Source organism: Bacillus sp. FSL R10-2201 (genome assembly GCF_038008665.1).
Taxonomy (GTDB): domain Bacteria; phylum Bacillota; class Bacilli; order Bacillales; family Bacillaceae_G; genus Bacillus_A; species Bacillus_A mycoides.
This window is the reverse complement of the sequence record NZ_JBBOZP010000001.1, coordinates 768,078-786,980: the sequence shown is the minus strand read 5'-3', so window position 1 is coordinate 786,980 and position 18,903 is coordinate 768,078. Positions and strand designations below refer to the sequence as shown.

Here is an 18,903-nt window from a genome sequence, read left to right as displayed (position 1 = left end):
AAGACGTTTTTATTTTCACTCCCTCCTCTCTTTTCTTAATTTAGGAGGGATTTTTTTATGAAAAAATTATGTTCCACCGTACTCATTATTCTCTTACTCGCATTAACAGCTTGCACAAATGAACAAGATGCTATCTCTTCACAAAAGCAACAAACGGTGAAGAAAGAAACTACTACAGCAGCAAATCATTTACAAACAGAAATTCCAAGCCAAGTAAAAAAGCCATTAAAAATCGCATTAATTATGCAAATGTCCATCGGAACTTTTTCCTCTCAATATATTGAGGGTGTCAAAAAACAAGTCGAGCTATTCGGCGGCAGTGTGCAAGTCTACAATTCTGATAATGATTTAGCAAAAATGGCAGCAAATCTAGATACTGCTATTAATTCAAAAGTTGATGGTATTTTAATTGATCACGGTCGCTCTGAAGCACTAAAACCCGGAGTAGAAAAAGCATTACAAGCGAATATTCCTGTAGTTGCATTTGATAACGACCTACGCTTACCAGGCGTAACGATTATTGATCAAGATGACTATAGTCTTGCATGGAAATCATTAAAAACGTTAGCGGAGGATCTGAATGGACAAGGGAATATCGCCGTCGTATGGGTTGGCGGATTTGCTCCAATGGAACGTCGCAATGTTATCATTGATGCTTTTTATAAACGTTATCCAAATATAAAAGAAGTTGCACGCTTTGGTACCGCTAGTAATAACACACCACTTGATACGCAAACACAAGTAGAGGCTTTACTAAAAAAATATCCGAAAAAAGGTGATTTACAAGCTATTTTCGCTTCGTGGGATGAGTTTGCTAAGGGGGCCGTCAAAGCACTCGAACAAGCTGGTCGTACAGATATAAAAGTATACAGCATTGACTTAAGTAATGAAGATTTACAACTCATGCAAAAAGAAAATTCACCTTGGACTGCTACGGCTGCAACCGATCCAGCTGAAGTCGGTAAAGTTCAAGTGCGTTTCTTATACAAGAAAATCGCTGGTGAACAAACGCCAGATATTTATTCACTAGAACCTTATTTAGTAAAGAAAAATAGTTTGCCACAAGAAAATATAACGATGGATCAATTATCAAAACATATAAACGGTTGGGGAGACTCGAAAGATGCATATTCACCTTGGATGAAAAAATTAGAGAAGGAGAAAAAATGATGACATTCTCTCTTCAAAACATTACACATTCTTATCACATCTCTACCCCTGTACTAGAAAATGTTTCTATTAACATACAAAAAGGAAAAGTTCACGCTTTACTAGGAATGAATGGTGCAGGAAAAAGTACTTTACTAAAAATAGCAACTGGTGAAATTCAACCAGTTGCTGGGAATATAAAAATTGATAATCAGTCTATTTCCTTTACTTCACCACGCGATGCAAAAAAACATGGTATTTCTTTCGTAACACAAGAAGTGGATCACGGACTTATTCCTGGATTATCTGTATTAGAAAATGTACTAATCGATCATTTAGCAATGCAAAATAAAGTACTATTTTCAAAGTCAAAATTAGTCTCACTCGCTAAACAACATTTGCAAACTGTACAGGCTGATTTAAATGTTTCGGAAGATGTTTCAAACTGCTCATTACATGAAAAACAATTACTTCTTATCGCAAGAGCTTTATCCAACAATACAAATTATCTTTTATTAGATGAGCCTACTTCTTCTCTTGGACCGAAAGAAGTTGAAACCTTCGGGCAACTATTAAAAGATTTAACATTGAAAGGAATTGGCATCATCTTAATTTCTCATCGTTTATCAGAGATTCGAAATTTCGCGGATGATGTAACCGTATTACATAACGGTAAAGTTGCACTTTCTGAAGCGATCACAAAGGTTACAGATCAACAAATTGTGGAAGCGATGACTGGAAAACAACTTACACTTCCTATTAATACAGCGCCAAAACGAGGGAGCGAAGAATTATTTAAAGTACAAGAACTTCCATTACACAAAGACCATTCTCCCCTTTCTCTCACCGTACGGAAAGGTGAAACTGTTGTGATATACGGATTAATTGGCAGTGGCAAAACAACACTTGCTGAAACGTTATTTGGTACTCGTCATACTTATCACGCAGAAATAGATGGTCAAACAATAACAATTAAAACACCGCGAGATGCGATTAAAGCAAAGATCGCACTTGTACCAGAGGAAAGAAGAAAACAAGGCGTATTTCTTTCGGAAGATATTATAAGCCACACTAATTTACACCAATCAGGTTGGAGACGAAAGCAAACCGAAGTAAATAATGCTACTACAGCAATTTCTTCTTTCAGCATTTCACCCAATGACCCAAAAGCATTTATTCATTCACTTAGCGGTGGAAACCAGCAAAAAGTCTCCATTGCAAAGTGGCATGGATTCAAACCGAATCTATTTCTTTTGGACGAGCCAACTAAAGGTGTAGACATAGCTGCAAAACAAGACATTTTTCAATTCATTCGTAACATTACTGAAAACGGAAGTTCCGTAATTTACTTCACAGGAGAACAAGATGAAGCACTACATATCGCTGATCGCATTCTTATACTCGCAAACGGAGAATTTGTAGGTGAATACTTACCAGACGAACTATCTCCTGAACAGCTTTTACATTTATCTGAAGGGAGTTATTCCATTGAATCTCGTTCATAAAACAAAAACTAAGAAACTATATTTACCTACTCATCTTTTTTATCAATTTAGTACGATTGCTATCATTATAGGTGTTACAATTTTCTTCTCTATCGTCAACGATTCTTTTTTAACATACAACAATATTAGTGATATTTTACGTTCCATTTCTATCGTAACGTTACTTGCAATTGGTGTTACCTTTACATTAATTGTAGATGGATTTGATTTATCAGTCGGCTCTACCGCTAGTTTAGCAACCATTGCCGCTGCTTCCTGCCTCATTTTATATCGACAAGAACTATTAGTCACACTCCTTGTTCCTATTCTTTGTGGGCTATTAGTTGGATTATTAAATGCACTACTCGTTATCCGAATTAAACTACCAGATTTACTAGCTACATTAAGTATCATGTATATCGTGAATGGACTACACTTAACATTTTCAAAAGGATCTTCTATTTATGAAGGAATGTCTGGTGCCAAAGGACATTTTATTCCATCCTTTTTATTTATCGGTCAAGGTTCTGTGTTAGGAATTCCAGTCCCTGTCATTATCATGCTTATCGTCGTTTTAATTGCATATGTATTTTTAGAAAAAACAACGTACGGTCGTTTCTTTTATATGACAGGTGGGAATCGAGAAGCTGCTAGACTAGCTGGTATTCCTACTGATCGTTACCGTGTATATGCTTATATGATTAGCGGTTTACTTGCCTCTATTGGCGGTATTATTCTATGTAGCCGCGTTGGAACAGGACAAGTTTCAGCTGGCGCCCCATTATTAATGGATGCAGTTGCAGCTGCCTATATCGGTTATGCAATGTTCGGTGCTAAGAAACCAAATGTCATCGGAACATTTCTTGGTTCCGTATTAATTGGAATCATATTAAACGGCCTTACAATGATGAACGTTCCTTATTATGCGCAAGATATCATTAAAGGCAGTATTTTAATTGCAGCTTTAGCCTTTTCATTTATTAAAAAGAAGCGTAAATAAAAAAGTAGCGCATCGAATTCCGATGCGCTACTTTCCTTTTGCAACAATCACACGAACTACTTTCAACGCAAAAAGCAAAAGACCGTTCGCTATTGCTGTAACACCTAAGAAGATTGCTATCATAAGCTCTCCCATTCCGTTATTAAATATAAAAATAATAGAAGAAATGAAAGCCAAAATAAACAAAATGAACGCTGGTATATATTTAATAAAAGGCTTCTCAAATGATCTTTTAGAAAGAAGAAATGTAATTAACAATGTCATAATAAAAACAAAATATACCACAAATAAAAAAGTCATATGAAAGCCTCCTCTACGACCAAACTACTTAAAAGAGGTTAGAAACCTTTAATATTTCTCATTTACCTGCAATTCTTTACTATACTTTTGAATGAACACTGATGAAATAACCATTACCATTCCTATACTAAAACCAATAAGCTGATCTAATAACATTTCATCATGAATGAACCAGCGCAGTAGAAATACGCCACCAAAAATAAGCAACATTGTAAATCCAGTATGTCTAAGCCCTTTATATACATTTTCCATATGTATCACCTCTCTACATACTTTTATCCATATTATACCATAATCCCAAAATGTATATAACCAACATTCAGTATTGAAACCAATAATAAAAAAGGCTGCAGAGAACTCCTTCTCCACAGCCTAATTATTATTTTTGCAAAAACGCCTGTAAATCTGCAAATTGTCTCTTTGCATCTTCATAGCCTTGCTCATATAAACTTTGTAATTTAGCCGTATCCTTTTCCATACGATCTACTTGAAGCGGCACTTCTGGGCGAATAACAAATAAATTACCAGCTTGCTCTTCTTTTTCAATGTAGTGAAGTGTTTCATTATACACTTCATAACGATTCAGCATCGTATTTACAAGGTTTGGATACTTCTTATAAGCCTTTGCTGCAATCCAACCAAATTTTGATTTTTTCTTCGCGTAACCATGATTTCTCGTCAAAATAACGACTGATTTTTTAAATCCATCTTCCTGTGCTTTACGAACTGGAATCGGATCTGAAATCCCGCCATCTAACAATTGCTTACCTCGGTAGTTTACTGCCGGTGCAATGAAAGGTAATGAACTAGATGCTTGCAATAAATTTAGTGCATCATCATTCGTTCCCTCTTTTTCAAAATAAACAGACTGTCCTGTTTCACAATCAGTTGTTCCTACAAGGAAACGCTCTGGACTATTAAAGTATGTTTCAAAATCAAACGGTACATGCTTTTCTGGAATTTCATGAAAAATGAATTCCATATCAAATAGCTGACGTTTTTTCCACAAGTTTTTATACGATAAATACTGCGGATGTGATGCATAATCAATATTTACTGTTTTATTTCTATTTCTTTGTCTGGAAAGATACGACGCTGCATGACAAGCACCAGCTGATACACCAATTACATATGGAAAATATAAATCTTGTTCCATAAAATATTCTAATATCCCGCCCGTATATACACCACGCATACCGCCGCCTTCTAATACTAACCCCGTATTTTCAAGCATGTTATTCTCTCCTCTTTATATATATTGACTCTTTAATTATTCACTATGTTAAGTATCTTTTTCTATTATATATGAGTTCTTTCAGAAATTATATTGAAAAGGCTTGAAATGGAGGGGGTTTTTCTTCCAATTATATTTCCAAATGACCAGAGACATCCTTTATAAGCCTTTGAATAAAATCTTGCTCTTCTTTCGTATATCCATCTAAAAGTAACAGCCACTTTTCTTCAGCTTGTTTATGCAATTTTTCATGAGCTTTATATATTTCATTTCCTCTTTCCGTTAAGCGGAAGAAAATTTCTTTTTGATTATCTAACATTTGCATTTTCTCAACGAATTGCTTTTGAAACAACTTTGTACAAATTTTAGAGATTGCGCCTTTCGTCATTCCCATTTCTGTTGCAATAGCAGTTACATTCATCAGACCATTTTTTCCGATACACTCGATAACATGTAACTCAGATAAAGACATACCACTTACACCTGTCTCACGAAGAAACTTCTCATTATTTTCTTTCAAATGCTCTTCTTTTTTATGAAAAAGTGTACGAATATCCGAAAGTATTTCCATTTGTTTCGCTGTACGTTCCAATCCATTCGCCTCCTAAGTTTCCAAAGAAACAATTTAACTATATACCATTTTAAAATCATTTTTTCATCTTTACAAGTGAGAAAATCATGTTAAAATTAATTTAGTTTCCAAGGAAACCAAATGACAAGGAGGTTAACATTATGGAAAAAACCAAACTGAATTTCATTTTATATGTTGTCTGTATGAGTGCCTTACTCGGTTCCTTCGCTCAAAATATTTATACACCTATCTTGCCGATGATTCAAAATTCGTTTCATACTTCTCTTTATCTTGTAAATTTAACCGTTTCACTTTTCACATTCGTTCTTGCGGTTATGCAGCTCATATACGGACCTTTAATTGATACAAAGGGAAGAAAATCTGTCCTTATCCCTAGTTTAATCATTAGTACAATCGGCTCAATTGGTTGTGCTTTCTCACCAAACATTTACTTATTTCTATTTTTTAGAGCTGTTCAAGCTATAGGAATAGCGGCTATACCTGTAGTTGCAGCAACGATTATCGGTGATTTATTTGAAGGAAAAGAACGCGGAGAAGCGATGAGCCTTTATCAAATGTTACTTGCTCTCGCACCTGCAATCGGTCCTCTCATAGGTGGCTATCTCGGCAGTATAAATGGCCACTTATCTGTATTTCTTTTTTTATCTACAATTGGCATCATCTTATTAATTATAAACATTTCACTACTTCCAGAAACAAAACCAAATGTAATTGAGAAACCTAAAGCAAAAAAGAATTACTGGCTTATCTTAAAAAATAAAACTGGATTTTCCATTACACTTATTGGCTTTATTCAATTTTGTATATATTTCTGTTTCCTCGTTTTTTTACCTAGCATATTAACAAATATATTTCATCTAAGCGCAAGCGAAATTGGTCTTATGTTTGTACCGATGTCACTTTCTCTTATGTTAGGAAGCTATTGCTACAAATTTTTGCAAAAACATTTCACAACAAAGCAGGCTTTCTTCATCACTAGTTTCTTCAACATTATATGTGTCACTTTATTCTCTTTCACATATAGCATCAATATCCCATCCGTAATTATCGTTACCTCTTTATACGGTTTTAGTATGGGACTTTCTATGCCGACTCACACTACTTTATTAACGGAAGAATTCGTACAAGAACGCGCAACTGCCATCGGTATGTACAACTTCATTCGCTATCTTGGTATGGGTACAGGGCCTATTGTAGGTGGGTTTCTTTTATTTAATCAAAATTACTTTTGGATTTTCTTCCTAGGGGCAATTATATTTCTACTTATAGTTTTACACGCAATGAAAATGCTACATTCCCATGCTGCACAAAGAGCTTAAGAGACCTATAGATGGTCTCTTAAGCTCTTTGATCAGCAACGATATGAATATCAATATACTTCGTTTGTCTCATAATTTCATTTACAATAGAACCTTTTCGTATTTCTTCCCACCGTGTTCTCGCCGATTGCCCGAGTAAAACTTGTGTCACCTGTAGTCTTTTTGCAACTTCAATAATAACATCAGCGGGCTTTCTTCCCTTTGCTTCTTCTAATACAAAGCTCGCATCAAATTGATTCGTTAGCGATTTCCATTCTTCAATCGTTTGCTTTTTGCCAGCTGAAATAGAATCTATATTTTCTCTTTCAACGTTTAACACATACAATTCAGCATTTAGCCGATCAGCCATGCGCCAACCTCTCCGTATTAATTTCTCTGCTGTTGAACTGTATTGTACACAAACGAGAATTTTTTCTTTCACACCGATCGGTTCTATTACTGTTTGGCTAATTTTCTCATCCATATCATCTGCAACTTCTCGAAGTGATAACTCTCTTAATGCCCCTAAATTATTTATCGTAAAGAAGTTTTGTAAGCTTTGTTGAATTTTTTCTTCCTTATATATCTTTCCATCTATTAATCTCTTCCGGAGTACCTCAGGTGTTGCATCAACAAGCTGAATTTCATTTGCTTTTTGTAAAATAAAGTCTGGAATACGCTCTCGTACTTTGACATTCGTAATTTGAGCTACAATATCATGAACGCTTTCTAAATGTTGAATATTAAACGCTGATAATACAGATATACCGGCATCTAACAATTCCTGCACATCCATGTAACGTTTCTTATTTTTCGACCCGGGAATATTACTATGCGCAAGTTCATCCACAACAACAATTTGTGGTGCCCGCTTTATAATTTCTTCTACATCAAGTTCATAAAATACTTTCCCTTTATAATCTATTTCTTTTAAAGGAACTTTTTCTAAATCAGCAATTGCTTCTTCCGTCTCTTTTCTACCGTGTGTTTCAATTAAACCAACTACAATATCAATACCGTCTTTTTTCATCTCTCTTGCATCAAATAGCATTTTATAACTTTTCCCAACTCCAGGTGCAGCCCCTACGTATAGCTTTAACTTTCCGCGATTTTGCTGCCGAATATATTCTAAATACTCTTCTGGCGTTCGCCTTTGAAACGTCGGTTTATAGTCATCCGCATACAAAACACTCACAACCTTTCTTTCGAAACAACGCTACCTCAATCCGTTAGATTGAGGTAGCACTGTTACTATTTCATTAGTTTCTGTAATTCTAAATTTAACTTTAAAACGTTCACGCGATCTTCTCCAAACAAGCCAAGCGCTGCACCTTCCGTTTGATCCTTAATCAATTGATCTAGCTTTTCTTTCGGAATATTCGTTAATTTCGAGATGCGATCTACCTGTACAGAAGCCGCCTTCGGACTAATGTCAGGATCAAGCCCTGAACCTGAATTCGTCACTAAATCTATTGGTACTTCTGTAACTGGAATGGCCCGGTTTTGTTTCTTCCAGTCATCAATACTTTTCTCAACTCGTTTTGCTAAATCTGGATTAGACGGTGCATAGTTATTTGAACCAGATGCTTCTGCTTTATATTCTATACTAGAGACACGTCCATGAAAATAACGTGGATCTGTGAAATTTTGACCGATTAATTTTGAACCAACTACTTCATCTTTATCATTATATATAAGACTTCCATCCGCATTATCCTTCATTACCGCTTGCGCAATACCAGTTACAATAAGCGGGTATACGAGGCCGCACAAAACTAGAAATGTAAAAGTAATACGAATAATTGGTGAAAGTATACTTTGTTTTTTCGCCATCTTTTTTCCCCTCTTCCTTATATGAACAAGCCGACAATCATATCAATTACTTTAATTCCAATGAATGGAACGATAACTCCACCAAGCCCATAAATGAGTAAGTTTCGGCTAAGCAATGCATTCGAGCTCATCGGCTTATATGCAATCCCCTTCATCGCTAGCGGAATGAGTAATGGAATAATAACCGCATTAAATATTAATGCTGATAAGATTGCTGAAAGCGGTGATGTTAATGTCATAATGTTTAAAGCTTCCATTTGCGGAATCGCAAGTGTAAACATCGCTGGAATGATGGCGAAATATTTCGCGATATCATTCGCAATACTAAACGTCGTTAACGCCCCGCGCGTCATTAACAATTGTTTGCCGATTCCTACAACCTCAATAATTTTCGTTGGATTCGAATCTAAATCAATCATATTCGCTGCTTCTTTTGCAGCTGTCGTACCACTATTCATCGCTAATCCAACGTCTGCCTGTGCTAATGCCGGAGCATCATTTGTACCATCACCTGTCATCGCTACAAGTTTCCCTTTATCTTGCTCTGCTTTAATAACCGCAATTTTATCTTCTGGTTTACACTCAGCAACGAATTCATCTACCCCTGCTTCTTTTGCAATTGTCGCTGCTGTTAATGGATTATCACCTGTACACATAACTGTTTTAATTCCCATTTGACGTAATTGTTCAAAACGTTCACGCATACCAGGTTTTACTGTATCCTTTAAATAAATTAAACCGTAAATACGATCGTTTACTGCAACTACAAGCGGTGTCCCGCCCTCTTTTGAGATTAAATCTGCTTTTTGATTCACATCTTTCGGAATTGTTCCGCCTTGCGATTGAACCCATTCAATAACTGCACTAACAGCACCTTTTCTCACTTTCGTTCCGTCCTGTAAATCAACACCACTCATTCTCGTTTCTGCTTTAAATGGAACAAATTCACCTTGTTCTGCAATTTCTCTATTATATGATATAGATTTCGTTTGTACATATTCTATAACTGATCGACCTTCTGGTGTTTCATCTAAAACTGAGCTAATCGCAGCCCATTTTCCTACTTGTTCAATCGTTTCATTTCCCACAGGGAGTAGTGTATGTGCCATACGGTTCCCGAAAGTAATCGTACCCGTTTTGTCTAAAATAATTGTATTAATATCACCCGCAGCTTCTACTGCTTTCCCTGACATTGCTAGCACATTAAACTTTGTCACACGGTCCATCCCGGCAATACCAATCGCTGATAATAACCCGCCAATTGTCGTTGGAATTAAACAAACTAACAACGCTACAAGTACAGCAGTATCAATTTGAAACCCTAGATAATTTGTAAAAATCGGCAACGTCACAACAACGATTAAGAAAATAAGAGTTAAACTCGTTAATACTGTATTTAAAGCAATCTCATTCGGTGTTTTTTGACGTGCAGCCCCTTCTACTAACGAAATCATTTTATCAATAAATGATTCACCAGGATTACTCGTAATTACAATTGTAATTTCATCACTTACGACCATCGTACCGCCTGTTACGGAACAAAAATCACCACCCGCCTCTTTTATAACAGGAGCTGATTCTCCTGTTATTGCAGATTCATCTACAGACGCTAAACCTTTAATTACTTCACCATCATTCGGAATCATTTCTCCTTGTTTTACAATAACAACGTCACCTTTTGTCAGATCATTTGCTGAAACTTGAACAATGTCTCCATTTTCTTTTACAACGTTTGCAAACACATCTTTCTTCGATTGTTTTAAAGAATCGGCTTGCGCTTTACCACGACCTTCAGCCAACGCTTCTGCAAAGTTAGCAAATAAAACTGTAAATAATAGAATAAGAGAAACTGTTATATTAAACCATCCTGGTACACTACTAGAACTACTTGGAAGAAAGGATAAAATTAACGTAATGATAAATCCAATTTCCACAACAAACATAATCGGATTCTTTATCATTACTTTCGGGTTCAATTTCGCAAAGGATTGTTTCATCGCATGTGTCACGATATCACGATCCATCGTTTTCGCTTGTCTAACTTCATCTTCTACAGCATGCATTTGTGACTGATTTACTTGTTTTTCTTTTACTACTACCGGTCTCATCATTTACCCTCCATTACTTCAATGTAAGAAATTCTGCAATTGGGCCGAGTACTAACATCGGGAAAAATGTTAACGCACCAACAATTACAATCGTTCCAATAAAGATTCCTCCAAATAAACCATTATCCGTACGGAACGTTCCGACTGTTTCTGGTACTACCGTCTTCTCTTTCAATGAAGCTGCCACAGCTAGCATCGTAATTAAACTGAAATAGCGTCCTAAAAACATAACTAAACCAGTCGTAATATTCCAAAACGGTGTATTATCTGCTAATCCTTCAAATCCAGATCCGTTATTCGCAGCTGATGATGTATACTCATAAACAACTTGCGTTAAACCGTGGAAACCGGAATGAGAAATTGCATCCGTTCCTAAACTTGTTGAAAGAGCTAATGCTGAAAATCCTAAGATAAGTAATGGATGAAATAGAATCGTTACTGCAATTAATTTCATTTCCTTACCTTCAATCTTTTTACCTAAAAACTCTGGTGTCCTTCCGACCATTAATCCAGATATAAAGACTGCAATAATTGCATACATAATAATATTAATAAAGCCCGCTCCAACACCACCGTATACTGTATTCAACATCATATTTACGAGTGGTACTAATCCGCCAATTGGTGTTAACGTATCATGCATCGTATTAACGGCCCCTGTTTCAGCAGCTGTCGTTACTGTTGCGTATAGTGAAGAAAATACTGTTCCAAATCGCACTTCTTTTCCTTCTGTACTTCCTTGTACATGTTCGATACCCATTCCATTTAATGCCGGATTACCATTTAATTCAGATGTAGTAATCGTTATAAATCCGAGTAAAAACACCATAAATAGTGAAACGAAAAGGATACGTCCTTGTTTTTTATTTCCTACCATTCTTCCGTACGTAAATGGAAGTGCTGTTGGCAATAACATCATAAGCATCATTTGCAAAATATTACTCATTTGTCCTGGATTTTCGAAAGGATGTGTAGAGTTTGCTCCGAAAAATCCTCCGCCGTTATTTCCAAGTTCCTTAATGGAAACGAATGATGCAACTGGACCACGTAAAATACTTTGCTTCGCACCATCAATTGTTTGTGCTGTAACCGCCCCATCTAACGTTTGTGGTACACCAAGTGCGACAAAGACTAACGCCGCAATAAATGCGATAGGAAGAAAAACTCTCGTTAACGCTCTCGTAAAATCAACGAAAAAGTTACCAAGTTCTTTTCCAGCGAGCCCTCTTATAAATGCCATAACGAGCGCTAACGTCGTTGCTGGTGCCGCAAACATTAAAAATGTAATCCCGATTAATTGTGATAAATATGATAAACCATTTTCACCGCTGTAATGTTGTAAGTTTGTATCAGCCATAAAACTAATCGCTGTATTAAAAGCGAGCGTAGGCTCCATCCCTTCAATATGCGCTGGATTTAATGGCAATACACCTTGTAATCTGAAAATGAAATATACAACGACAATCATAAATCCATTGAGTAGAACTAATGATAATGCATACTGTTTCCACGTTTGATTGTATCCTTTTACACCTGTAATTTTAAAAATAAGTTTCTCAAAAGGCCCGAATACTTTATCTAGCTTCTTGCTACCTTGAAAGGCTTTCTCTAAATAAATCCCCATTGGCTTTGCTACTAAAATAAACAAGAGCATTGTAATAATGACTGCAACCCAAATCATAATGAATGATTCCCCCTAATTAAAACTTTTCTGGATTTAATAATGCGTATACTAAGTACACCGTAATCGCTGCAACAATAACCGATAAGGCAATCATCATGATTGCTTCCCTTCTTTCACAACTTTATCTGACCAACTTGCAAGACTTGCCATTGATGCGACTAACCCAACAAAAATCCCGATCATTACAACATCTAACATAACTACCCCTCACTTCTGTTAAAATTTACCATCTTATTATCAAAAAAAGAACACTAAGCTCTACTTAGTGTTCGAAACGAACAACACAAAGTAAACCTCCTCTCTAAACGCTTACGAGGTTAGCTGTCGGATTCGGGCCTAAAGAGTAGCCCTACTTTCAAAATTGAAAGATTCACCCCAAGTGACGATGCACAAAATTGGTTCCCCCGCTCCATTTCTGGAACTCAGCGATTTTAGGTTTTTTTGGAAATTTCATGAATGATTTATGAGAGTAAATATACTCCTCTAAATTTAACTTGTAAAGAGGCAAATTACTTAAAATAAGAAAAAATTCCGCCATTTAAACGCTTACATTACTTATTATTAATATTCTTTCATCTATTTTCTTGTCTTTTCTTTCTTTTTCATAAAAATGATCTTTTAAATATGAAATAAAAAGAGCGAATGACATGAAGTGCATAGCTTGTTGCACTCAGCATTCGCTCTCTTTTCATTCAATCTTTATTCTCCTCGTAAAAAAGCACGTAAATTTCTCCCTCGAATATAAACTTGTGATAATTCTGCATGTAACTGCTCATATTCGGTAATATCCACCTCTAAATACAAAACATCTTTTGATGGTAATATAATATATGGCCCTGGAAAAAGAGGATCGAGCACTACCAATTCGTGAACTCTCTCTACCGATACCGCCCAACGATTCGCTATATCTCCTAGTAACAACACTTTCATCTTCATTTCCCCCACCTTATTCAAAAAATAAAAAAGAAATATTATCACAGTTCGTAAACACTACAAATTTAGCTCCAATTGTTTCATAGAGCCTGGCCGGATATCGTTTATTCCTTGTAACAACAGTAATAGGCGCTTGAAAAGAAAAACGAATGCGTTCTGTGAAGAAACTAACTATCGGAAGCTCATCTCCTAGTAAAATCACCTTCTTAATACGCTCGCAAATACTAGTAAAATCCTGCTCCTTATTACAGCTATAAGTCCAATCAAATCCACAATTTCTAACTTGATCTGCTATCTCTTCATTTGCTGTAAAAATAATTAACTCATGCTGAAATGCTGCTAGCTCTCTTAAACTCTTTACCTTATTTTCTTCTCCAACACAAATAAGTGTTAGTTCCATGTACCTCATCCTCCTTAGCATAAAAGAATCCAAACATAGATTGATATTCTCCTATACTAATCAGACCGACGAAGTGATATATCCATCATGGCACCGCCCTCTCTCAAGACGCTTACGAAGTTAGCTGTCGGATTCGGGCTTTGAGAGTAGCCCTACTTTCAAAATTGAAAGATTCACCCCTAGTGACGACGCACAAATTGGTTCCTCCGCTCCATACATTTGGACTCAGCGTATTACAAAAAATGTATTCTGGCTGATATATTACTCCTGAATTTAGAAAAAGTAAACACAAAAAAAAGCCAGTTAACAAACTGGCTTCTCGTATCTTTATACATGCGTCTTATTCAATTTATATGCAAAATGATTCGTCGGCCCATGACCACTTCCAATATTCAATGGCTCTTCAATTGCTATACTAATAAATCGTTTTGCTTCTTGAACTGCCTCTTCCATCAAGTAGCCTTTCGCAAGTCCTGCTGTAACCGCTGAAGCAAATGTACACCCACTTCCGTGCGTTTGCTTCGAAGGAATTCGTTCACTTCTAAATTCAATAAACTGCTCACCATCAAAGAGTAAATCAATTACTTCATTACCTTGATATTCTGCATGTCCGCCCTTCATAAGCACATATTTAGCCCCTAATTCATGCAATACTTTTGCAGCTTCTTTACTATCTTCTACATTATGAATCTCCATTCCAGTTAACACTTCTGCTTCAGGAACATTCGGTGTGACAACAGTTGCTACTGGCAATAAATATTCTTTTAATGCTTGTACTGCTTCTTGTTGTAATAATGACGCACCGCCTTTAGCAATCATAACAGGATCTAGCACAATATTATTCCAGCCAAATTTCTTAATATGCTCTGCCACAATTTGAATAATTTCACTACTAAATAACATTCCCAGTTTCACAGCATCTGGCGTTAAATCCGTACCAATTGAATTCAGCTGCTCCATAATCCCTTCTAAAGAAACAGGATATACCCCTTGAACGCCAAGCGTATTTTGAGCAGTAATTGCTGTAATAGCCGTCATTCCGTACACACCAAGCTCTTGGAAAGTTTTTAAATCTGCTTGAATTCCAGCGCCGCCTCCGCTATCAGATCCTGCAATCGTTAAAGCTTTATTTACTTTCATCTCACTCATCCTTTTCTATCCAAAATAGCGATGATAAATTGTTTTCGCTTCACTTATATCTTTCGTTCCATGCACAAGTACACGACCATCTTTGAAGGCAACTAATCTCTTTTCTCCAACAGAAAAGGATAATAAATATGGATTTACATTCAAATCAGTCACACGATCATTCAGCAATCTTTTATATTGTTCAAAATCCATTTTCTCTTTATGAGGTGGTCTAATTTGAACTGTATTTCTCCCGCATAACACCGCTGTCTTTGAAGTATTTTCCTTATTTAAATACGGATATAATGCTTGCTCACCACACGATAGACAATTATGTTTACGAAGCTTTTGCACATTCATACATGAATACTCATTTTTCCATACATCAAATGACACAAGCCCATCTCGAAGCGAGTCATAATCTTCTACTAACAGTTTAAGCGTTTCCGTTACTTGATGAGAAACGACGAGAGATACAGCAGGTGATATAATCCCCGCTGTGTCACATGTCGCTCCGCCAAGCGGAATCGATTGTAATAAACAAGATAAACATGGCGTTTTTCCTGGAAGAATAGTATAAGAAAGACCGTAACTCCCTACACATGCCCCATAAACCCATGGAATAGAATATTTTTGCGATATATCATTCACAATGAAACGTGTTTCGAAATTGTCAGTCGCATCGATGATTACATCAACATTTGTAACGAGTTCTTCCAACTCTTCAGCCGTTACATCCTGAACGCGAGCTTCTACTCTTACTTCACTATTAACCTCTTCTAGACGTTTTTTTGCCGCTACAGCCTTCGGAAGATTATTCTCTACATCACTCTCTGCATACAATTGTTGTCTTTGCAAATTACTCCAATCGACATAATCGCGGTCAACAATTGTTACTTGACCAACGCCTGCTCTTACAAACATCTCTGCGTTTGCACTACCTAATGCGCCTGCACCGATAATAAGTACATGCTTTGTCCTTATCTTTTGTTGCCCTTCTTCCCCAATTGGAGAAAATAGCTCTTGGCGAGAATATCGATTATTCAACTACGCTCATTCCTTCTAAAGGACTACTTGCTGTCGCGCAGCGCTTGCGTGCAATACGACCTGCTTCAAAACCTAAACGACCTGCCTCAATACTTAATTTCATTGCTTGTGCCATCTTAATAGGATCTTTTGCTCCCGAAACAGCTGTATTCAATAACACACCATCCGCTCCTAATTCCATCGCAAATGCCGCATCAGCTGGGCTACCAATACCTGCGTCAACGATAACTGGTACTGTCGCTTGTTCAATAATGAAGCTTAAATTTAATGGATTTACAATACCAAGTCCTGATCCAATTGGTGATGCTCCTGGCATAATCGCATGCACACCAAGTTCTTGTAGTTTGCGTGCTAATACAACATCATCAGATGTGTAAGGAAGAACGATAAATCCTTCTTCTAGTAACATTTCAGATGCCTTTAACGTTTCTACTGGATCAGGTAATAACGTTCTATCATCACCAATAACTTCTACTTTTATCATGTCACAAAGTCCAGAAGCTTTTGCTAATTTTGCAATACGAACAGCTTCTTCAGCATTTTTTGCTCCTGCTGTATTCGGTAATAACGTATATTTTTTCACATCAAGTTTCTCTAATAAATTAGGCTGCTTCGCATCAAATATATCCATACGACGTACTGCGAATGTTAAAATCTCAGCCTCAGAAACATCAATTGCCTTTTGCTGCACATCAAAATCAGGGAATTTCCCTGTTCCTAATAAAAGTCTAGAATGAAATGAAAATTGTCCAATGTTTAACATAATCAACCGCCTCCTACGAAAGTTACAATCTCAATTTGATCCCCATCAAAAACAGATGTATCGTTATGATCATCTTTTTGTAAAATATCTTTATTACGTTCTACTACAACAATTCTGTTATCTAACTCTAAATGTGTAAGTAGCCCAGCTACTGTTTTTACACTCTCTGGTACTTCAATTTGGTTACCATTAATTTTTAAATTCAAACTTCCATCCCCTTTCTAAACCGTTTTAGAAAGCAATGAATCTAGCAAGTGATTCTCCTGCTTTCCTTCTATTAAATCAGCCATATACTGACCAGAAACAGGACTTAATAAAATGCCGTTTCGATAATGGCCCGTACAAGCATATAAACCTTTTATTTCTTCATGCTCTCCCATATAAGGAGCTTCATGATTAGACTGCGGTCTTAACCCAGCCCACGTACTTTCCCATTCTGCTTCTTTTAAAGCAGGCAATATTGTGTAGGCACGCTCTAATATGGAAGTAATACTTTCTGGTTGTACAGACTTATTAAACGTATGAGGCTTCATTGTTGCCCCAATTACGTAACGGCCACCACGTTTCGGCGTAATATAAAAACGTTCTTGGAAAATAGGAGCTTTCAAGAGCGGTTTCTTGCTTCTTACTGCAACAACTTCACCCTTCACAGGATACGTGCCCCAATCACTATGGAAATAATGTAGTAATTTCGTACTCCATGAGCCTCCAGCGATAACGACTTTTTCACATGTGATTACACCTTCGCTTGTCACAATTCCAGTCACTTTATTATTTTCAATACGAATATCAAACACTTCTGTTTGTTCATATATATCAGCTCCGGAAATTGCTGCAGAATGTGCGAATGCTTTCGTAAGCTCTGGCGCAATAACGTGACCATCTTTCGGATAATATACCGCCCCTATAATTGACTCGGAAAGAAACGGCTCTTTTTCCCGTAAATGGTCCCCCGTTAGAAATCGGGAATCTTCACCTGTTTTCTGCTGCCAATCCATAATATGAAGAATTCTTTTCTTCTCATCTTCATTTTGAGCGATGCGATAAATGCCCTTTTCTTCATACCCAATATCGATGCCTGTTTTTTCACGTAAAACTTCTGCAAGTTGTGGAAATATAGCACGGCTTTCTCTAGCAAGCTCAAACAACGGATCATATGCATCCCATTCTGCCTGAACACCGAGCAAACCAGCAGCTGCTTTCGAAGCTTCAGATGCGATTCTTTGCTTCTCTACAATCGCTACTTTATGCCCTCTTTCTGCTAGAAAGTGTGCAACTGAACTACCAATTACACCTCCGCCAATAATCGCTACATCATACTTCTTACACATGTTTTTCCGCCCACTTTCTTATTGATTCCTTATAAGATTTCGCCTTGCTATACGGATTACTACTGCTTATAATCCCGGACATAACAGCAATGCCACTTACACCATTTGCAAGAACATCACCTGTATTTTCAGGGGTAATCCCACCAATTGCAGTTATTGGTATGGATAAACAACTTGCCATATGAGTAATTTCTTCTAATCCTCTCGCTGGCACACCTTTTTTACAATCTGTCGGAAATACATGACCATAAACGAGTGAATCTGCTCCATTTTTAAATGCTACTATCGCTTCATCTAGCGAATGTACTGAATAACCGACATGCAAATAAGAAAATTTTTCTTTCACTAACCTTACATCTGCGCTTCTGTATCCTAGTTGAACACGAGGAATATTTAATAGAATGGCGATATCAATTCGATCATTTATAACAAGCTTAGATGGCGGAAAGCCTTTTTTTAAAAGCCTTTCCACACCTTCATACAATTCCTTCGTACTCTTCTCACGCTCACGAATATGCAAATAATCAATCTCACTCTCAATTTGCATCGCTACATTCACTAATTCTTCAAATGGCATATGGCCATTTGAGATTACATGAAGCTCATTTTTCATATTCAT

23 protein-coding genes and 2 riboswitches are annotated in these 18,903 nt (G+C 36.7%); of the genes, 4 read left to right on the top strand and 19 right to left on the bottom strand.

Annotated features, from left to right (window positions below; all coding sequences use genetic code 11):
- Positions 1-57: 57 nt before the first annotated feature.
- From NSQ69_RS04010 to NSQ69_RS04000, 3 genes are read left to right on the top strand one after another with little or no spacing between them, the layout of a single operon-like run.
- A complete protein-coding gene (locus NSQ69_RS04010) occupies positions 58-1,170 on the top strand; it encodes a sugar ABC transporter substrate-binding protein (protein ID WP_002125355.1) in 1,113 nt (370 codons plus the stop codon).
- Entirely contained in the window at positions 1,167-2,654 is a 1,488-nt protein-coding gene (locus NSQ69_RS04005; RefSeq protein ID WP_002125354.1) for a sugar ABC transporter ATP-binding protein, read from the top strand. Before NSQ69_RS04010 ends, NSQ69_RS04005 begins: the two co-directional genes overlap by 4 nt.
- Positions 2,638-3,633 carry an ABC transporter permease gene (locus NSQ69_RS04000; RefSeq protein WP_001054974.1) on the top strand — a complete coding sequence of 332 codons (996 nt, stop codon included), beginning with the start codon at positions 2,638-2,640 and terminating at the stop codon, positions 3,631-3,633. Before NSQ69_RS04005 ends, NSQ69_RS04000 begins: the two co-directional genes overlap by 17 nt.
- Before the next feature lie 27 nt (positions 3,634-3,660).
- On the opposite strand, the gene NSQ69_RS03995 is transcribed toward NSQ69_RS04000, so the two are convergent.
- The 4 genes from NSQ69_RS03995 to NSQ69_RS03980 form a co-directional block, all read right to left on the bottom strand.
- Positions 3,661-3,933, bottom strand: a complete 273-nt coding sequence (locus NSQ69_RS03995) for a sugar ABC transporter ATPase (protein ID WP_341098947.1) — start codon at positions 3,931-3,933, stop codon at positions 3,661-3,663.
- Between the two features lie 48 nt (positions 3,934-3,981).
- On the bottom strand, positions 3,982-4,185 hold the full coding sequence (locus NSQ69_RS03990) for a hypothetical protein (protein WP_000432819.1): 204 nt from the start codon (positions 4,183-4,185) through the stop codon (positions 3,982-3,984).
- A 127-nt stretch (positions 4,186-4,312) separates the two neighbouring features.
- Positions 4,313-5,167: a patatin-like phospholipase family protein gene (locus tag NSQ69_RS03985; protein ID WP_002140445.1), complete on the bottom strand. Its 855-nt coding sequence runs from the start codon at positions 5,165-5,167 to the stop codon at positions 4,313-4,315.
- A 130-nt stretch (positions 5,168-5,297) separates the two neighbouring features.
- The gene (locus NSQ69_RS03980) at positions 5,298-5,759 is read right to left on the bottom strand and encodes a MarR family transcriptional regulator (protein ID WP_078203439.1); all 462 of its coding nucleotides are present in this window, start codon (positions 5,757-5,759) and stop codon (positions 5,298-5,300) included.
- A 140-nt stretch (positions 5,760-5,899) separates the two neighbouring features.
- Here NSQ69_RS03980 and NSQ69_RS03975 point away from each other — a divergent pair, with 140 nt between their 5' ends.
- Positions 5,900-7,078 (top strand): MFS transporter, encoded by a 1,179-nt coding sequence (locus tag NSQ69_RS03975; RefSeq protein WP_002186749.1) that lies wholly within the window; start codon positions 5,900-5,902, stop codon positions 7,076-7,078.
- A 19-nt stretch (positions 7,079-7,097) separates the two neighbouring features.
- Here the strand turns inward: NSQ69_RS03975 and kdpDN are convergent, their stop codons facing one another.
- The 15 genes from kdpDN to tenI form a co-directional block, all read right to left on the bottom strand.
- Positions 7,098-8,252 carry a KdpD-like non-kinase potassium sensor gene (gene kdpDN / locus NSQ69_RS03970; RefSeq protein WP_087946251.1) on the bottom strand — a complete coding sequence of 385 codons (1,155 nt, stop codon included), beginning with the start codon at positions 8,250-8,252 and terminating at the stop codon, positions 7,098-7,100.
- Positions 8,253-8,308: 56 nt separating this feature from the next.
- A complete protein-coding gene (gene kdpC / locus NSQ69_RS03965) occupies positions 8,309-8,890 on the bottom strand; it encodes a K(+)-transporting ATPase subunit C (protein ID WP_002125346.1) in 582 nt (193 codons plus the stop codon).
- Between the two features lie 17 nt (positions 8,891-8,907).
- Positions 8,908-10,998 (bottom strand): potassium-transporting ATPase subunit KdpB, encoded by a 2,091-nt coding sequence (kdpB, locus tag NSQ69_RS03960; protein ID WP_341098945.1) that lies wholly within the window; start codon positions 10,996-10,998, stop codon positions 8,908-8,910.
- A gap of 13 nt (positions 10,999-11,011) precedes the next feature.
- Entirely contained in the window at positions 11,012-12,679 is a 1,668-nt protein-coding gene (kdpA, locus tag NSQ69_RS03955) for a potassium-transporting ATPase subunit KdpA (RefSeq protein ID WP_215574427.1), read from the bottom strand.
- A 19-nt stretch (positions 12,680-12,698) separates the two neighbouring features.
- Positions 12,699-12,779 carry a K(+)-transporting ATPase subunit F gene (kdpF, locus tag NSQ69_RS03950; RefSeq protein WP_000972378.1) on the bottom strand — a complete coding sequence of 27 codons (81 nt, stop codon included), beginning with the start codon at positions 12,777-12,779 and terminating at the stop codon, positions 12,699-12,701.
- Positions 12,776-12,880 carry a SipW-dependent-type signal peptide-containing protein gene (locus NSQ69_RS03945; protein WP_000887888.1) on the bottom strand — a complete coding sequence of 35 codons (105 nt, stop codon included), beginning with the start codon at positions 12,878-12,880 and terminating at the stop codon, positions 12,776-12,778. The genes kdpF and NSQ69_RS03945 overlap by 4 nt, the downstream gene beginning before the upstream one ends.
- A 94-nt stretch (positions 12,881-12,974) precedes the next feature.
- A riboswitch (cyclic di-AMP (ydaO/yuaA leader) is annotated at positions 12,975-13,120 on the bottom strand.
- A gap of 100 nt (positions 13,121-13,220) precedes the next feature.
- On the bottom strand, positions 13,221-13,352 hold the full coding sequence (locus tag NSQ69_RS03940) for a hypothetical protein (protein WP_002063853.1): 132 nt from the start codon (positions 13,350-13,352) through the stop codon (positions 13,221-13,223).
- A gap of 29 nt (positions 13,353-13,381) precedes the next feature.
- Positions 13,382-13,612, bottom strand: a complete 231-nt coding sequence (locus NSQ69_RS03935; RefSeq protein WP_042889410.1) for a hypothetical protein — start codon at positions 13,610-13,612, stop codon at positions 13,382-13,384.
- Positions 13,613-13,628: 16 nt separating this feature from the next.
- Complete coding sequence (locus tag NSQ69_RS03930) at positions 13,629-14,015, bottom strand: hypothetical protein (protein ID WP_002134483.1); 387 nt, start codon at positions 14,013-14,015, stop codon at positions 13,629-13,631.
- Positions 14,016-14,108: 93 nt separating this feature from the next.
- A riboswitch (cyclic di-AMP (ydaO/yuaA leader) is annotated at positions 14,109-14,256 on the bottom strand.
- A gap of 86 nt (positions 14,257-14,342) precedes the next feature.
- Positions 14,343-15,155: a bifunctional hydroxymethylpyrimidine kinase/phosphomethylpyrimidine kinase gene (gene thiD, locus NSQ69_RS03925; protein ID WP_341098943.1), complete on the bottom strand. Its 813-nt coding sequence runs from the start codon at positions 15,153-15,155 to the stop codon at positions 14,343-14,345.
- 15 nt (positions 15,156-15,170) lie between these two features.
- Positions 15,171-16,190, bottom strand: coding sequence for a thiazole biosynthesis adenylyltransferase ThiF (locus tag NSQ69_RS03920; RefSeq protein ID WP_215574425.1), 1,020 nt, complete (start codon positions 16,188-16,190; stop codon positions 15,171-15,173).
- Positions 16,183-16,953 (bottom strand): thiazole synthase, encoded by a 771-nt coding sequence (thiG, locus tag NSQ69_RS03915; RefSeq protein ID WP_002134479.1) that lies wholly within the window; start codon positions 16,951-16,953, stop codon positions 16,183-16,185. The genes NSQ69_RS03920 and thiG overlap by 8 nt, the downstream gene beginning before the upstream one ends.
- Positions 16,954-16,955: 2 nt before the next feature.
- Positions 16,956-17,159 carry a sulfur carrier protein ThiS gene (gene thiS / locus NSQ69_RS03910; protein ID WP_001049509.1) on the bottom strand — a complete coding sequence of 68 codons (204 nt, stop codon included), beginning with the start codon at positions 17,157-17,159 and terminating at the stop codon, positions 16,956-16,958.
- A gap of 15 nt (positions 17,160-17,174) precedes the next feature.
- Positions 17,175-18,284, bottom strand: a complete 1,110-nt coding sequence (gene thiO / locus NSQ69_RS03905) for a glycine oxidase ThiO (RefSeq protein WP_341098941.1) — start codon at positions 18,282-18,284, stop codon at positions 17,175-17,177.
- Complete coding sequence (tenI, locus tag NSQ69_RS03900) at positions 18,277-18,897, bottom strand: thiazole tautomerase TenI (protein WP_215574423.1); 621 nt, start codon at positions 18,895-18,897, stop codon at positions 18,277-18,279. The genes thiO and tenI overlap by 8 nt, the downstream gene beginning before the upstream one ends.
- Positions 18,898-18,903: the final 6 nt, after the last annotated feature.

Bases quoted from the DNA above. Each gene is read 5' to 3' on its own strand.
- kdpC (WP_002125346.1), bottom strand. From the start codon at position 8,890: ATGGCGAAAAAACAAAGTATACTTTCACCAATTATTCGTATTACTTTT.
- NSQ69_RS03990 (WP_000432819.1), bottom strand. From the start codon at position 4,185: ATGGAAAATGTATATAAAGGGCTTAGACATACTGGATTTACAATGTTG.
- kdpF (WP_000972378.1), bottom strand. From the start codon at position 12,779: ATGATGATTGCCTTATCGGTTATTGTTGCAGCGATTACGGTGTACTTA.
- NSQ69_RS03930 (WP_002134483.1), bottom strand. From the start codon at position 14,015: ATGGAACTAACACTTATTTGTGTTGGAGAAGAAAATAAGGTAAAGAGT.
- kdpA (WP_215574427.1), bottom strand. From the start codon at position 12,679: ATGATTTGGGTTGCAGTCATTATTACAATGCTCTTGTTTATTTTAGTA.
- thiG (WP_002134479.1), bottom strand. From the start codon at position 16,953: ATGTTAAACATTGGACAATTTTCATTTCATTCTAGACTTTTATTAGGA.
- thiO (WP_341098941.1), bottom strand. From the start codon at position 18,284: ATGTGTAAGAAGTATGATGTAGCGATTATTGGCGGAGGTGTAATTGGT.
- NSQ69_RS03935 (WP_042889410.1), bottom strand. From the start codon at position 13,612: ATGAAAGTGTTGTTACTAGGAGATATAGCGAATCGTTGGGCGGTATCG.
- NSQ69_RS03995 (WP_341098947.1), bottom strand. From the start codon at position 3,933: ATGACTTTTTTATTTGTGGTATATTTTGTTTTTATTATGACATTGTTA.
- thiD (WP_341098943.1), bottom strand. From the start codon at position 15,155: ATGAAAGTAAATAAAGCTTTAACGATTGCAGGATCTGATAGCGGAGGC.
- kdpB (WP_341098945.1), bottom strand. From the start codon at position 10,998: ATGAGACCGGTAGTAGTAAAAGAAAAACAAGTAAATCAGTCACAAATG.
- NSQ69_RS03975 (WP_002186749.1), top strand. From the start codon at position 5,900: ATGGAAAAAACCAAACTGAATTTCATTTTATATGTTGTCTGTATGAGT.
- NSQ69_RS03945 (WP_000887888.1), bottom strand. From the start codon at position 12,880: ATGTTAGATGTTGTAATGATCGGGATTTTTGTTGGGTTAGTCGCATCA.
- tenI (WP_215574423.1), bottom strand. From the start codon at position 18,897: ATGAAAAATGAGCTTCATGTAATCTCAAATGGCCATATGCCATTTGAA.
- NSQ69_RS04010 (WP_002125355.1), top strand. From the start codon at position 58: ATGAAAAAATTATGTTCCACCGTACTCATTATTCTCTTACTCGCATTA.
- NSQ69_RS03985 (WP_002140445.1), bottom strand. From the start codon at position 5,167: ATGCTTGAAAATACGGGGTTAGTATTAGAAGGCGGCGGTATGCGTGGT.
- NSQ69_RS04005 (WP_002125354.1), top strand. From the start codon at position 1,167: ATGATGACATTCTCTCTTCAAAACATTACACATTCTTATCACATCTCT.